16 protein-coding genes are annotated in these 14,802 nt (G+C 62.6%); 7 read left to right on the plus strand and 9 right to left on the minus strand.

Translation table 11 applies throughout. The features are described 5' to 3' along the window. Window positions 1-40 precede the first annotated feature (40 nt). Window positions 41-505 carry a hypothetical protein gene (locus tag HAPAU_RS10015; protein ID WP_066382199.1) on the minus strand — a complete coding sequence of 155 codons (465 nt, stop codon included), beginning with the start codon at window positions 503-505 and terminating at the stop codon, window positions 41-43. Further along, on the minus strand, window positions 498-827 hold the full coding sequence (locus HAPAU_RS10020; protein ID WP_066382202.1) for an AbrB/MazE/SpoVT family DNA-binding domain-containing protein: 330 nt from the start codon (window positions 825-827) through the stop codon (window positions 498-500). Before HAPAU_RS10020 ends, HAPAU_RS10015 begins: the two co-directional genes overlap by 8 nt. A 281-nt stretch (window positions 828-1,108) precedes the next feature. Between HAPAU_RS10020 and HAPAU_RS10025 the strand changes: the two genes are divergently transcribed. Beyond that, complete coding sequence (locus tag HAPAU_RS10025; protein WP_066382204.1) at window positions 1,109-2,269, plus strand: ABC transporter ATP-binding protein; 1,161 nt, start codon at window positions 1,109-1,111, stop codon at window positions 2,267-2,269. Here the strand turns inward: HAPAU_RS10025 and HAPAU_RS10030 are convergent. Next, window positions 2,266-2,583, minus strand: a complete 318-nt coding sequence (locus HAPAU_RS10030; protein ID WP_066382205.1) for a 2Fe-2S iron-sulfur cluster-binding protein — start codon at window positions 2,581-2,583, stop codon at window positions 2,266-2,268. The two genes, HAPAU_RS10025 and HAPAU_RS10030, sit on opposite strands and share 4 nt — an antisense overlap. Window positions 2,584-2,667: 84 nt before the next feature. On the opposite strand from HAPAU_RS10030, the gene HAPAU_RS10035 reads away from it, so the two are divergent. Then, window positions 2,668-3,720, plus strand: a complete 1,053-nt coding sequence (locus tag HAPAU_RS10035) for a zinc-dependent alcohol dehydrogenase family protein (RefSeq protein WP_066382206.1) — start codon at window positions 2,668-2,670, stop codon at window positions 3,718-3,720. A 263-nt stretch (window positions 3,721-3,983) separates the two neighbouring features. Further along, window positions 3,984-4,400 (plus strand): helix-turn-helix domain-containing protein, encoded by a 417-nt coding sequence (locus tag HAPAU_RS10040; protein WP_066382207.1) that lies wholly within the window; start codon window positions 3,984-3,986, stop codon window positions 4,398-4,400. 15 nt (window positions 4,401-4,415) lie between these two features. On the opposite strand, the gene HAPAU_RS10045 is transcribed toward HAPAU_RS10040, so the two are convergent. The 4 genes from HAPAU_RS10045 to HAPAU_RS10060 form a co-directional block, all read right to left on the minus strand. Then, window positions 4,416-6,281, minus strand: a complete 1,866-nt coding sequence (locus HAPAU_RS10045) for an archaea-specific SMC-related protein (protein WP_066382209.1) — start codon at window positions 6,279-6,281, stop codon at window positions 4,416-4,418. 77 nt (window positions 6,282-6,358) lie between these two features. Further along, window positions 6,359-6,976, minus strand: coding sequence for a rod-determining factor RdfA (gene rdfA, locus HAPAU_RS10050; protein WP_066382211.1), 618 nt, complete (start codon window positions 6,974-6,976; stop codon window positions 6,359-6,361). An 87-nt stretch (window positions 6,977-7,063) separates the two neighbouring features. Further along, on the minus strand, window positions 7,064-8,218 hold the full coding sequence (gene dgoD / locus HAPAU_RS10055; protein WP_066382213.1) for a galactonate dehydratase: 1,155 nt from the start codon (window positions 8,216-8,218) through the stop codon (window positions 7,064-7,066). A 287-nt stretch (window positions 8,219-8,505) separates the two neighbouring features. Then, entirely contained in the window at window positions 8,506-8,913 is a 408-nt protein-coding gene (locus HAPAU_RS10060; protein WP_066382215.1) for a VOC family protein, read from the minus strand. 103 nt (window positions 8,914-9,016) lie between these two features. On the opposite strand from HAPAU_RS10060, the gene HAPAU_RS10065 reads away from it, so the two are divergent. From HAPAU_RS10065 to HAPAU_RS10075, 3 genes are all read left to right on the plus strand, one after another. Next, complete coding sequence (locus tag HAPAU_RS10065) at window positions 9,017-9,754, plus strand: sugar phosphate isomerase/epimerase family protein (RefSeq protein WP_066382217.1); 738 nt, start codon at window positions 9,017-9,019, stop codon at window positions 9,752-9,754. A 977-nt stretch (window positions 9,755-10,731) separates the two neighbouring features. Beyond that, window positions 10,732-11,139 (plus strand): DUF5805 domain-containing protein, encoded by a 408-nt coding sequence (locus HAPAU_RS10070; RefSeq protein WP_066382219.1) that lies wholly within the window; start codon window positions 10,732-10,734, stop codon window positions 11,137-11,139. After that, a complete protein-coding gene (locus HAPAU_RS10075) occupies window positions 11,136-12,170 on the plus strand; it encodes a tyrosine-type recombinase/integrase (RefSeq protein WP_066382221.1) in 1,035 nt (344 codons plus the stop codon). The genes HAPAU_RS10070 and HAPAU_RS10075 overlap by 4 nt, the downstream gene beginning before the upstream one ends. Before the next feature lie 100 nt (window positions 12,171-12,270). On the opposite strand, the gene HAPAU_RS10080 is transcribed toward HAPAU_RS10075, so the two are convergent. Continuing rightward, window positions 12,271-13,032, minus strand: coding sequence for an IclR family transcriptional regulator (locus tag HAPAU_RS10080; protein WP_066382222.1), 762 nt, complete (start codon window positions 13,030-13,032; stop codon window positions 12,271-12,273). A 435-nt stretch (window positions 13,033-13,467) separates the two neighbouring features. On the opposite strand from HAPAU_RS10080, the gene HAPAU_RS10085 reads away from it, so the two are divergent. Beyond that, complete coding sequence (locus HAPAU_RS10085) at window positions 13,468-14,379, plus strand: HpcH/HpaI aldolase/citrate lyase family protein (RefSeq protein WP_066382224.1); 912 nt, start codon at window positions 13,468-13,470, stop codon at window positions 14,377-14,379. Between the two features lie 36 nt (window positions 14,380-14,415). Here the strand turns inward: HAPAU_RS10085 and HAPAU_RS10090 are convergent, their stop codons facing one another. Continuing rightward, window positions 14,416-14,784, minus strand: a complete 369-nt coding sequence (locus HAPAU_RS10090) for a VOC family protein (protein ID WP_066382226.1) — start codon at window positions 14,782-14,784, stop codon at window positions 14,416-14,418. Window positions 14,785-14,802 lie beyond the last annotated feature (18 nt).

Here is a 14,802-nt window from a genome sequence, read left to right on the forward strand (position 1 = left end):
GGTATAGTATCGGGGGTCGCTCTCAAAAAGGTGTGTTCGCTTACTGCTCGACCGCGTCCTCGGCGGACTCGATCGCGATCTCGGTCTGCTCTTCGGCCTGCTGGCTGGCCTCGACGGCCATCTCGGTCGAGTCGTCGGCCATCGATTCGAGCTGCTCGACGAACTGCTCGTAGGCCGCGGCGTTCTCCTCCGAGAGCTGCTCGACGGTGTCCCACGACTGCTCGTGGAGGTCGAGGAGGACGGCGAACTGCTCGTCGACGGCCTCGTGGATCTCCTGAACGCCAGCCTCGCCGCCGGCGTCCTCGATCGCCTCGAAGTAGGCGTCGACCGCGCGCTGGGTCGCCTCGACGCCCCGGCGCTGGGTCGACTCCTGGGTGTCGAAGGTGCCACGGAACGTCTCGAAGGCGTCGTGTTGGAACTTCAGGCTCTGTTTGAACAGCTCGTTGCTCTGGTTGATCATCGTGCGCTGTGCGTCGAACATCGGGGTCATGAGTGTGTCAGTCATCGTTGGTCTCCGTATCGGTGTTGAGGGGGATGACGATCGTCTGAACGATGTCGCCCTCGTCGATTCCGAGCGCCTCTCGTTCCGCGTCGGGAATACTGATTCGGCCGCCGCTCTGGACGCGCGTTTTGAACGCCGCCGCCCCCATGCTCATCGCCGAGAGCTGGGACAGCCCGCCCATTCGCTGTGTGCCAGTGGGGCTCATCCCCGACATCCACTGTGCGAACAACTTCCGCTGCTGTTCGACAGCCTCCTCGCTGGCCTCCTGCATCTGGCCTGCGAACATCGCAGGTGGCCACCACGTATCGTCGGCGTCGTTCGTCATCTACCCGAACCCACGCCCCCTATCGGCATAAGTGTTACCCTCAGAAACCACTGAATGGTTTTCAATGGTAGATGAAGGCTAAATCGAGTTCGGCCGTCGTATATTTAGGAAAGCCTAAATCCCCCCCTGATGAACACGCCCCTACGAGTCGACCGTGGTTTCGAACCGACGGAGAGGGATGGCGAACGCCGACGACGGGGCGTCGCAGGCGGGAGTAGCCCCGCCCGCGATCCCCGCTCTCGGACGGTCGAGGACCGTTTCATCGCGTCAGGAGGACTACAATGGCTGTTAGAAACGACCAATCAGAACGGAGCAACGCGGGGACGGACGGGGATCAGATCACCGACGACCGCGTATCGGGGTCGGCGGAGGCCGCCGTCCTCGAGATCGACGGGGTCACGAAACGATTCGGTGCCGAGTGTGCCGTCAACGACCTCTCGCTTTCGGTTCGGGAGGGCGAACTGTTGACCCTGCTCGGACCATCGGGCTGCGGGAAGACGACGACCCTTCGATTGATCGCCGGCCTCGAACGACCCGACGACGGCGAGGTCAGAGTCGACGGCGAGCGGGTCGCCGCCGCCGAAGACGGGACCTTCGTCCCGCCCGAGCGCCGCGACGTCGGCGTCGTGTTCCAGGACTTCGCGCTGTTTCCCCACCTGAGTGCGGCCGAGAACGTCGCGTTCGGACTCGATGACTGGGACGCGGAGGCTCGCGAGGCCCACGTCGACGAACTCCTCGAACTCGTGGGACTGACTGATCACGCCGACAGCAAGCCGAACGAACTCTCCGGTGGGCAACAACAGCGCATCGCGCTCGCGCGTTCGCTCGCGCCCGAACCCGATATCCTGCTGCTCGACGAACCGTTCTCGAACCTCGACGTGGACCTCCGGGTCGAGATGCGCGAGGAGGTCCGGCGGATCCTGACGGAGGCGGGCGTCACGGGGATTTCGGTCACGCACGACCAGGAGGAGGCCATGTCGATCTCGGACCGCGTCGCCGTGATGCACGACGGGGCGCTGATGCAGGTCGGCGACCCGGCGGAGGTGTTCCAACACCCCCAGTCCCGGTTCGTCGCCGGTTTCCTCGGGCACGCGAGTTTCGTTCCGGGGTACGTCACGGACGACCTGGTCGAAACCTCCCTCGGGAACATCGGCCGGGACCGGATCCACGGGCTCGCCCCCGAGTACGACCGAACGAGGATCGACGTGCTCGTTCGTCCGGACGACGTGCTCGTCAGGCCGGCCGACGGGGGCGAGGCCGACGGTCGCGTCACTTACCGGCGATACCTCGGCCCGACGGTGTTGTATCGGGTGGAACTCGAGGACGGGACTATCGTCGAGGCGATGCACAACCACGCTCAACGCGTCTCGCTCGATACACCCGTGACCGTGGAACTCGCGGCCACACACGACCTGTCGTGGTTCCCGACCGAGGATCACTAATCGCGTTTCTGTCCCCAGAACCCGCCGTATTTCGTGACCTCGACGTCGCCCTCGACCCGAGTCTGACAGGCCAGTCTGAGCCCCGAATCGAGGTTGTGGGGCCACTTCGAGAGCCGTGAGCGTTCCTCCTCGCTCATCTCGCTTACGGGCCCCTCGACCTCGACCGCACAGGTTCCACAGACCGCCCGGCCGCCGCAGTTCGCGTAGTTCGCCGCCCCGTTGTGTGGCGAGAGCCCCACTTCGAGGAGAGCCTCCCGGAGTTCGTCACCCACCGTACACTCGATGCGCTCGCCCTGATACGTGATCGTGGGCATAGATCTCATACGACACCGACCGACAAAACCGTTGGCACGCCGTCGATCGACGTGTTCGTATGGCTCGCCGCCGTCGGGACCGCTATGCAGGCAGTCGTCCTCGAGTCACACGGCGAACCGCTCGAACTCACCGAGGTGCCGACACCCGATCCCGCTCCCGACGGCGTGGTCGTCGACGTCGAGGCCTGTGGGATCTGTCGCTCCGACTGGCACGCCTGGAAGGGCCACGGCGAGTGGGTCGACGACGTCCCACCGGAGGGACAGATCCTCGGCCACGAACCCGCAGGGGTCGTCGTCGAGGTCGGGGACCGGGTCCGCACGCTCGAAGCGGGCGATCGCGTCGCGGTCCCGTTCAGTCTCGGCGACGGCACCTGCTCGCGGTGTCGAAACGGCCACGGGAACGTCTGTCCCAATGGAACGGCATTGGGGTTCGAACCCGCCGGACAGGGCGCGTTCGCTGACCGGGTCGCGGTGCCCCACGCCGACTACAACCTCACAGTCCTTCCCGAGGGACTCGACGCGACGACGATGGCCGCGCTCGGCTGTCGGTACATGACCGCCTACCACGGACTCGCCCACCGTGCGGACCTCACGCCCGGCGACTGGGTCGCGGTCCACGGCTGTGGCGGGGTCGGACTGTCGGCGATCCAGATCGCCCGCGCGCTCGGTGCGCGCGTGCTCGCGGTCGACATCCGAGAGGAGGCTCTCGAGAAGGCGGCGGAACTCGGCGCGCAGGCGACGGTTCACGGCGACGGAGACGTCCCTAGGACCATCCGCGAGCGGACGAGTGGCGGGGCGGCGATCTCGATCGACGCGCTCGGGATCGAAGAGACCTGTCGGAACTCCGTCGATTGTCTTGCGAGCCTCGGCCAGCACCTCCAGATGGGACTGACGACGGGGGCTGAACGCGGCGAGATCCCCCTTCCGACCGACTCGATGGTCGGCCGCGAGATCGATTTCCTCGGGTCGCGTGGCATGCCGCCGACCCGCTACGACGAACTCCTTCGATTCGTCGAGAGCGGCGCGATCGACCCCGCTGAACTCGTCACCCGGACGGTTCCGCTTCGGGAGGTTCCCGACCGAATCGCCGCGATGGACGAGTACGATGCCGTCGGGATCGAGGTGTGTGAGCCCTGATTCGAACGGCAATTTGATATACCATAATAGAGTTTAATTGGTGTGTGGTAAATTAACATTGGTATCAACCGCTGTAACTAGCCGTCTCCGATCGAAACGGTTCTACAGTCCCTCTCGCGGGCCACAGCGACTCAGGCTGCTCGGCCGCTGGTGTAATCGGTTCGGATCGGTTCCCTCGATTGTCTCCGGGAGGATAGCGACTACACCGAAAGACGGAATACTCGAGAGGACGAATATAATTATTTGGAGTCCAAGACGACGCTATGACCAAACTCGACGCGATCCCGGCCGCCGATCTCCGGGAGGCACTTTCCGAGACGACCGACCACAAGGCCGTCAGACGGTTAATGGTCGCCCTCGCATACAAGGACGGCGACTCGGTCGACCGACTGAGCGATCTGTACGGGATCCCCAGTTCGACGGTCTACTACTGGCTCGATCGGTTCGAAGAGCGCGGGATCGAGGGGGGTCTCGAGGACGAATCGAGGCCCGGCCGGCCACCGAAACTCGACGAGGGGGACCGGAAATCGCTTACGGCGGATCTCGCGTTATCGCCCACTGATCTCGGCTACGACGCCGACGAGTGGGGACCCAAACTGGCCAGAGACCACATCCACCGGGAGTACGGGATCGAGTACTCACTCGGTCACGTTCGACGCCTCCTCCGAGCGGGGGAGTAATTACAACGACTTCTGCTAGATCTCGGTGATCCGTGTGTACTTCTCGTCGAGGGCGGCGGCGTCCTCGGGGAGGAGTGCGACGACGATGTAGGGAGCGTACTGTTCGAGGTACTCGACGAGTGCGGCGATCCGCTCGGAGTCGAGCGCCTCGAGCGAGTCGAGCAGCATGAACGGAACGTGCTCGTGGACATCGTGGACGAGATACCCCGCGAGCGCAACGATCAGCCCGGTGACCTCGCGTTCGCTCTCGCTCAAATGGGCGACGGAGTCCTCGTATGTGGTGCCCGATTCGGTGCTGCGCGTGACGTGGAGTTCGAAGGTCGCCTCCTCGCCGGTCGCGAGGCGCTCGATCCAGATCCGCTCCAAGTTGGCGTATTCGAGCAACCCGAGGACGGTCTCCATGTGCTCGTTGAACGCACCGATCGCCTCGCGTTCGAGGCGCTCGATCCGGGTGCGCTGGGTCTCTAGCTCCTCGGTGATCTCCTCGCGGCGCTCCTCGAGGTCCTCCTGCGTCGCGAGTCGGTCCTCGATCTCCGCGAGGTCCTCGTCGATGGCGTCGAGTTCGCGTCGGAGTCGGTCGCGCTCGACCTCGTGTCGCGTGAGGGATTTCTGGGCGTCGAGCGTTTCGTCCTCGTCGGTTTCGATCTCCGTTTCGAGCTCCTCGACCGTCGAACGCAGGGACTCGCGGCGCGCTTCGAGGTCGTCGATCCGTGCACGGCGGTCCGCGAGTTCGTCCTCGATATCCGAGAGGGTACGTTCGAGGCGATCGCGCTCCTCGCGTCGCTGGCGGTACTCCGCGCGCTCCTCGGTCAGCGAGTCCAGTTCCGAGGAGACCCCGTTTCGCCGCTCGACCTTCTCGCGGCGCAGATCCCGGAGGCTCGACAGCGTCTCCTCGATTCGGTCGGTCTCGACGGTGCTCCCGCAGGTCCAACAGCTGACCTCGCGGTCGGCGAGCAGCTGGTCGGTGACGGGTCCGTCGTCCGAATCGAGCAGTTCGGGGTACTCGGCCTCGACCATGTCCTCGTTGAACTGGATCACGGTCTGGAGCTGCGAGACCGTCTCGTCGAGTTCCCGTTTCCGTCCCCTGAGTCGTTCGATCTCGCGCGCTACCTCGTCGATGTCGTCCGATTCGACCGAGAGCTCTGAGAGTTCCTCGCGGACATCCTCGCGCTCTGCTTCGAGGGACTCCACGCTCGCGCGCTCGGTGTCGAGGTCGAACGTGACGTCCTCGAGATCCGTTCGCGTCTCCCGAAGGCGGTCGAACCGGTCAGATCCCGTCTCGGTTTCCTCCTCTGACAGCGCCTCTCGGGCGGCTTCCAGCGCCTCCTCGGCGGATTCGAGCTCGTGTTCGAGGCGGGCGCGTTCCTCCTCGAGCGACCCGCGTTCGCGTTCGACCGCCGAGAGCTTCGAGAGCTCCTCGTCGATCTCGCGTTTCTCGGCCTGCAGGCGCTCGATCGTCGCCTCGATCTCGCCGACGTCGACGGGCCGGAGGATGAGCTCCCGGAGGTCGTCGTCCCGGACGACCGCACGACGGGCCTCGTTCGATTCGAGCAGGAACGCAAAGAGGTCCGCGAGCTGTGACTGATCGAGATACGGCTCACCGCCGAAGGCGAGCGTGCCGTTCTTCCTGGCGAGCGTCCGCGTGTAGGTCCGACCCCCGATATCCATCTCGACACGGCCACGTTCGGCATCACCCTTGAGCGAGGCCCGGTCGCTTCCGAGTGCGGCCATGATCGCCTGCAGGAAGGAGGTTCGGTTCGTCGCGTTGCGTCCGGAGAGGGCGGTCACGCCGGCGTCGAGTTCGATGCTCGTCGAATCGATCCCGCCGATCTTCTCGGCCCTGACGACGACGGACTCACCCGACGCTTCGACTGATGACATACGTCTCCTATCGCGGCGTTCGCTCATAAGCCTTCATGATCGCTGTCCCGCGGGTTACACACGTATTCGCGTAAACGTCAGTTTCGACAGGAACAGCCACCGTCCTCGAGGAAGGTCGTCACGGGGGTCGACCGGCCGCAGTTCTCACAGGTCACCTGCACGTCGACGAAGACGTCCGAGATCCCGCCCGAAAGCGCCTCGGAGTTGGCGAGACGCGTAATCGAGTCCTCGGTGACGACGCTGGTTCGGGTCATCAACGCCCCGATCTTGTCGAGTTCGCGTTCGCGCCGTTCGGCCGGGGTGCGCTCGACGCTCGAAGGATGGGTCGCCTCGCGGTACTCGGTCAGGTAGGTGTAGATCGACTGGTGGGAGACGAAGTCCGATTCGAGGTCCTCGACGTCGAGTCCGGCGCGGTCGAGTTCACGGTGTGTCTGTTCGCGCATCCCCGTACTGACCTCCTCGTCGGTGAGCAGTCGATACCGGTTCTCGACCTCGCCATCAAGCGAGCGCATCCCCGCCTCCTCCATCGCCGCCTCGAGTACGCGCCGGTTGAACAGGTCCGCGAGCGCACGGAGGCTGTACTGTTCGCCCCGATCGCCCGTCCAGTAGGCCTCTAACTCCGCGCCGAACCCGTCGAGACTGTACTTCTCGATGACGCGCCCGACCTTGCCCTGAGAACGTCCTTCGCTGGCCATCGAGTACCGGTTATCACCCCACACCAATAAACGCACGGCTCGACCCACAAGCGGGCGCGGATCGTCCGTCGGTCCTCGTCGGCCCGCTTACCATTCCGCGACGCTGCCATCGTCGTGGCGCCAGACGGGGTTGTGCCAGTCGACGGTCTTTTCGGCCTGTTGTTCGATGTACTCCTCGTTCAGCTCGATCCCCAGCCCCGGCCCGTTGGGTGCGGCGACGTACCCCTCCTCGTACTCGAAGACGCCCGGATCCGCGAGGTAGTCGAGTACGTCCCCGCCCCGGTTGTAGTGGATGTCGAGGCTCTGTTCTTGGATCAGCGCGTTCGGCGAACAGATATCGACCTGAATGCACGACGCCAGCGCGATCGGCCCCAACGGGCAGTGCGGCGCGATCGCCACGTCGTAGGCCTCGGCTATGTCCGCGATCTTCTTGACCTCCGTGATACCGCCCGCATGCGAGAGGTCCGGCTGGATGACGTCGACGCTGCCGGACTCGAAGACCTCCTTGAAGTCCCACCGCGAGAACATTCTCTCACCCGTCGCGATCGGGATCGAGGTGTGGGCGGCGATGGCCGGAAGGGAGTCGTTGTGCTCGGGAAGCACGGGCTCCTCGATGAACATCGGGTCGTAGGGTTCGAGTGCCTCCGCCAGTCGCTTGACCATCGGTTTCGTGACTCTGCCGTGGAAGTCGACCCCGATGTCGATCTCGGGGCCGACGGCCTCACGGACCTCCCGGAGCCGGTTTTCGGCCGCCCGGACGGCGGCGGGGGTATCGACCCGGCGGAGTTCGCTCGTCGCGTTCATTTTCAGGCCGGTAAAGCCCTCCTCGACCTTTTCTGCCGCTGCTTCGCCGACCTCGCTGGGACGGTCGCCGCCGATCCACTGATAGACCCTGATCCGGTCGCGCGCCCGGCCGCCCAATAGCTCGTAGACCGGCGCGTCGAATCGCTTGCCCTTGATGTCCCAGAGCGCCTGGTCGACCCCGGCGATCGCGCTCATGAGGACCGGGCCCCCCCGATAGAAGCCCCCGCGGTACATCGCCTGCCAGTGGTCTTCTATTCTACTCGGATCCTCGCCGAGCAGGTAGTTGTCGAGCAGTTCCTCGACTGCCGCGCGGACGGTCTTTGCGCGCCCTTCGACGACGGGCTCGCCCCAGCCCACGAGCCCGTCGCTCGTTTCGAGCCGGAGGAAGAGCCAACGCGGCGGTACTTCGTACAGGTCGTAACCGGTTATCGCTGTCATCGGGGTTCGGGGAGGTGTTCTCGGTTCGTCTGGATCAGTTCTTCGGTTCCCCTCAGAACGTCGTTCGATGGGAACCGCTACGTACCGAGCACGGTGGTCCCGATAGCAGGAACGCAGTGGAGCCCGTTGATAGGGTCCGGTCGACCGGAAGCGCTCGAAGGATAGTGTTCTACCGGATCTTCCCGCGAGGCTTCAACGACTCGACCGACGACGGTTTTCGGACTGTCGGTTCGACGGGAAAACAGGAACGTTATCGACTCCCGGGTGACGGGACCGGCGACATCGCTTCAGGCTTCGATCATCTCGACGAGGTTTCCCTCGGGATCGCGAACGAACAGGATTCGGGCTCCGCTTTCGGTCGTCCGGGGCTGGCTTCGCGTCTCGACGCCCTCCGGCAATCCCCGGTAGAATTCCTCGATGTCTTCGACTGCGAGTCCAACGTGTTTCGTTCCGGGCTGGTTCACGTCGTCGGTGTGGGCGCGTCCCGCGGGATCGTATTCGACGAGTTCGATACGGCCGTCGCCAGCGTCCAAGTGGACGAAATTCCCGGTCGCGTTCTCGATTCCGACGGCGACCGAGAACCCCTCCCCCGAGACGGTAAAGCGGTCGATAACGTCCAATCCGAGAACGTCGCGGTAGAACTCGACGGCCCGACCGAGGTCGGCTACGGTCACGCCGAAGTGGTGTGCGTTCATACGAACCGATGCCAACGCCACCACCAAATCCCTTCCGTCTCACTGGAACACGACCGAGCGAGGAGCCGACACGGTTAACTCCCGTCGTTGTGGGCGCTTTGACATGGCACGAACGGCGATCCAGTTATACACCCTCCGCGGGATCGACCAACCGTTGCCGGACGTCCTCAGGGCGGTCGGAGAGACCTCGTTCGACGCCGTCGAATTCGCCCACCGAGTCGGCGACGCCGACCTGAAAGCGGTCGTCGAAGCGCTCGAGGAGACCGACCTCGAAGTCGCTGCCGCCCACGTCGGCCTCGATCGGCTTGAGTCCGAGCACGAGGAGACGACCGCGTTCTATGCGGAACTCGGCTGTACGGACCTCGTCGTCCCGTGGCTCGATCCCTCGAACTTCGAAAGTGAGGAGGCGGTTGGAGCGGTAGCCGAACGCCTCAACCAGACGGCGGCGGCGCTCGATGGGAGGGGTTTTTGCCTCCACTATCACAACCACGATCAGGAGTTCGTCGACTGTGGCGACCGCACGGCGGTGGACGAACTGCTCGAGCGAACCGACGATTCGATCGGTTTCGAGATCGATCTCGGCTGGGCGAACGCCGCCGGTGGGGACCCGGTCGATCTGTTCGATCGGTACGGTGATCGGATCACCCACGTCCACTTTGCGGACGCCGACTCGGAGTCGATGTCGTGTGTCGAACTCGGCGAGGGCGACCTCGACCTCGACGCTTGTGTCGAGGCCGCCCACGACGCAAGTATCGAGTGGCATATATACGAACACGATGAACCGACGAACCCGCACGAATCGCTGCTCTACGGGGCCCAAACGCTCGACTCGTTCCGTTGACTCGAACGGGCGAACACGGGTTCGTGTCGGACACGAACCTTCGATATCGTACTTATCAGTTTATGTTGGTTATGGACGGACTCATTCATAGGGTTCAACTACGAACTCACAGGAACGTGAACAGACTGGATAGCGGCGCCTCGTTCCTTCCGAGGATACCATCGCTCGCAGCTTTTGATGATACTTATCGGAGCGATCGTAGCGAGGGTACACGACGGGATTCCCGGTTTTCGAGGAAGCCCTCGAAAACGCGAGTATCGCAGCCCTTGTCACGCTCGCAGTCATCGGCTTCAGTATCTCGGCTTCATCCGTGTAGCGATGATCCCCGACAGGAGCGTTTACTCTTCGTAGTTCCCGTGTATCGGATATCTGGCGTACAATGATCGTGTCCGAGCGTTCGATCGGGACCTGGTCCGTGTCAACGGGTAGCGATTCGTCCTTCTCCTGCATCCGCAGAAGTAGTCAGTACGACGAGAGGCGAGACGCTCGTCGATGTTCCTCCATTGCTTCCATCCAGCTGTTCGTGGCGAATCAAAGCGGGATTCCGTCGGATACGTCCCGCTGAGGGTCGACTCTCAACGAGAGACGAGCATCGTTCACCACGACTGATGATGGCACGACTCATTGAAATGTGTTCTCTCGCGAACGTAGTCCCGTGAGGAATCCGTAATGTATCGTCTCGGACACGACTATGCGTTTACCGCTGGACTCGGAGGGAGGTCTTTCGGGGTCTTACCCCCTGGGTAATCCAGCGAAGAGAGGTACCCGTAGAGAAAGGAGGTTCAACATTGACTGTCAGCGTGATCCCTACAGAATATGATTATTTTCATAACTAGGACAATACTGGTCTCAGTTGTGTACCGACAAAGAAGGTAATAGATCTCAACCACCGGGCTTGTAGTGCTTATTGTTCAAATAAATACTCTTATTTTCTCTGTTGGGGCATATTGAAGTGGGTGGGCCACGATCGGGGACATATGCCGGATCAGGACGGTGAGACCTCGCGGACGGTAGTGAAGACGCACGTTCCCGCGTATCAAAAGCGTATCTGGGTCGATCACGCCGACGAATTGGGGATGAGCCAAAGCGAGTTCCTCAGAACGATGGTGCAGGCGGGTCGTCGCGGATTCGATCCGGGTAGGACTGTAGAGGGACGCTCGTCGGAGTCCACGAGCGAAACCGGCGAGATGACCGGTGAACTCGCAACGCGGATCGAAGCCGTCCTCGCAGACTCCGGGCCGCTTTCGTGGGACGAACTCGTCACAGCCCTGACCGACGGCCTCGAGGACCGGTTGGAGGACACGCTCCAAACCCTCCAAGAGGAAGATCGCGTGCGTTACAGCGGCCGGGACGGTGGGTACACGCTGAACGAGGGTCGGTCGTGAGCACGACGGATCGGGAGCAGGTCGACGATCCCATCGCGTACTTCCTTCAGGACATCGAATATCAGGGGAAGACTGAGCGCACACGGTCGGCCTACGAGCGTGTCCTTCGGGATTTCGAGGCGTTCATCGAGGAGGAATACCCGCACGTGAATACGCTCTCGGGAACGACACATCGGGCGTGTATGGCTTGGATCCACGGCCAGCGCGGCGAAGTCGCCGACAGCACGCTTGCGACGTACGCCTCGTATCTCCACCGCTTTTACGCCTATATGGCTCAAGTCGGGGAGTTCGAGGAGAACCCAATGGCACTCGTCGTCGAGCAGATGGACGAGTCGATCGACGTCGATCCGACGCGCCGGGAGATCAGCGTCCCGGAGATGCGCGAGTTCGTCGCTTCGATCCCCCACCCGCTCTCACGGGCAGTGATCTTCACGCTCCTGAAGACCGGTATCCGTGCAGGAGAGCTGTGTAACCTCGATCTGCGCGACGTTCATCTCACGACCGATGCGATCGAGATCGAGACACCACCCCGTCCCCAACTCAACGGTAAGCCCGATTCGATCTACGTCTCACCCGAACCCGCCCGCGGGCAGACGGTAAACGGTGAGGAACGCACGGCATCGAACAAACGCCGTCGACCGACCGTCCTCCCGGTCGACGACGAACTCCGCGAGACGCTCGTCCGGTGGCTCGCCGTCAGACCCGACTGTCGATCCGATGCCGAGCCGTTTTTCGCCAACACGGCCCGCGAGTGGGGGAGTCGAATCACACCAACCGCGGTCCACCACATGGTCGAACGACACGCCCGTGAGCGAGGGTGGTACCGAACCGGCGGCGGCGCGAGCGAGAACGTCACTCCTCACTACTTTCGGCATTTCTTTACGACCTACCTCCGGGGCCAAACCGGTGAACGAGGGATCGTCAAGTACCTCCGAGGCGACGTCGCCGACGACGTCATCGACACCTACACCCACAACTGGGGTGATCGTGTTCGAGACACCTACGAAATGAATATCTATCGGCTCCTTTGATGCCCTTCTCAAAGGACATAAATTTCATACTGCTATATTAAATCGACCCCTCCAAAGGGAGTGGCGTTACAGAAGTACGAACGTAATATATCGGCCGTTCCTACGCGTAGGTACTGTTGATCTCGATTACGTTCGCCGTACTCACCGTTAGCGCGGGGAGCTCGTCGGTGTACCACTCGCCCGTCATCCGGCTTTTCGGGCCCGAGACGCTCACCGCACCGAGCACCTCGTTGTCGACGACGATCGGTGCGGCGATACACCGAAGCCCCTCGAGGCGTTCTTCGTCGTCGTAGGCGTATCCCTGCTGGCGGACTTCTTCCAGTTCGGCCATAAGCCGATCCCGATCCGTGATCGTATTCGGAGTGACGCGCGGAAGCCCGTGACGGTCGAGGATCGCCTCGACGCGCTCGTCGGGGAGGTGGGCGAGCATCGCCTTTCCGAACCCGGTCGTGTGGAGATAGACGCGTTTTCCGGCGTGGGTGTCCATGTGGACGGCGTCCGCCCCTTTCGCCCGGTAGAGGAACACCCCGCGGCCGTGTTCCTCGACCAGCAGGTTCGCCATCTCGCGGGTCTCCTCCGCGAGTTTGTCGATCTCCGGCGGGGCGATCGTCGCGACACCCCGTCTATCGCGTGCGTACTCGCCCAACTGGAGGAATCGCAGGCCGACGTCGTACTGCGAACCGTGTTTGGTGACGTACTCGTTCCGTCGGAGGGTCTGGAGGTGGTTGTGGACCGTACTCTTCGGGAAATCGAGGTGACTCGCGAGTTCGGTGACGCCCGCCCCGTCGAGGACCCGAAGCGCATCGAGGATCCGGAAACTCGTCTCGGTCGCCCGTACCGTCGTGGATTCGTCGGTAGTCATGGGAGGGACTATCGCGTCATAGATAATAGTTCTACAGGCCGGATATATATTCACTTCTACTGAACGTCCTGTTCTTTCGTGGGGACGAACGATCGGATTCGATTCTGAGACGACCATCGATCCGGTCTCCGGCCACAGTGTTCATTGAGAGAGCGATTACTTCCCATCTACAAAAGTATTTGTTCATGCAGACCGAACGAATTCTAGCTGTCATTCCGGTTCCGAATCACGCTCGAAATCGGGTGACGGACTACTTATCCAATATATATCGGATATTCAGTAACTAATATACCTCTTAGGAGGATATTCGACAGTATTTTCTGCGTTCCAGAGCCATGAATAGGGTAGAAGGGGACGAAAAACGTGTTTCTGCTGTGTTTCGGGGGATATCTTTATGGGTTGTCCTCGTCCAGTACCGAGTGGAGTGAACCAGCTATGAGCGACGTGACACTACGACGGACACAGTTAGCGACACCGGCGAGCGACGAGAAGTTCATGGAAAGCGCCTCGAACAGCGCCGCCGACGAGGTCTTTCTCGATCTCGAAGACAGCGTCGCACCGAACGCCAAACCCGACGCCCGCGAGCCGCTGATCAACGCGGCTCAGAACCACGACTGGAGCGGTAAGGTGCTCTCCTACCGGATGAACGGGATCGACACCGAGTGGTGGTACGACGACGTCATCGACGTCGTGAGCGCGGCCGGCGAGCATATCGACGACATCATCATCCCGAAGGTCAAGGGCGCAAGCGACATTCACACCGTCGAAAACTTGCTCGCGCAGGTCGAGAAGAACGCCGGCCTCGAGGTCGGCGCGATCGGCCTCGAACCCCAGATCGAGGACGGCGAAGGGATGCACAACGTCCACGAGATCGCCCACGCGAGCGATCGCCTCTCCAGCATCATCTTCGGCCCCGGCGACTACTCGGCGGCGATGGGCACACCGGGATTGGACATCGGGCAGTTCCCCGACTACCCCGGCCACTACTGGCACCACGCGCTCTCGGAGTGCAACGCCGCCGCCAAAAGCGCCGGTCTCCCCTGCTTGGACGGCCCGTACGCCGACATCGAGGACGAACAGGGCTTCCGCGACTCGTGTAACAACGCGAGTATGATCGGCTGTGACGGCAAGTGGGCGATCCACCCCAGCCAGATCGAGATCGCAAACGAGATCTTCGCGCCCGACCCGGAGACCGCCGAACGCGCCCAGCGCATCGTCGAGGAGTACGCCCAAGCGATGGAAGAGGGCAAGGGTGCAGTGAAAGTCGACGGCCAGATGGTCGACGAGGCGACCAACAAGATGGCCCAGGACATCGTCGACAAGGCGAAAGCCGCCGACATCCTCTAAGACGCGGCGTCCAGTTTTCGATTCTTTTAGCCGTCCTCAGTCCAGCGATTCGACGAGTTCGACGCGTCGACCGTCGGGATCGCGCACGAACGCGGTGCGAGCACCCGCTTCGGGCTGGTCGCCGGGCTCCTTGTCGACGCCGTAGTGGTCGATCCCCTCGAAGACCTTGTCGACGCTGTCGACGCCGATGGCGAGGTGGTCCCACATGCTGCCGGCGTCGAACTCCGCTTCGCCGTCGGTATCCGAGAGCTGGAGTTCGGTCCCGTTCTCGTCGGCGATATACCTGTTATGGGTCTCGCCGTCGGGCGTCTCGAACTCCCAGGACTTCTCGAAGCCGAACTGCTCGTAGAAGGCGATGGTCTCCTCTGCGTCCGCGACGTTGATATTGATATGGATGAGTTCCATGCCTTCTCTCGCGGCGAG

The organism is Halalkalicoccus paucihalophilus (assembly GCF_001593955.1).
Classification (GTDB): Archaea; Halobacteriota; Halobacteria; order Halobacteriales; family Halalkalicoccaceae; genus Halalkalicoccus; species Halalkalicoccus paucihalophilus.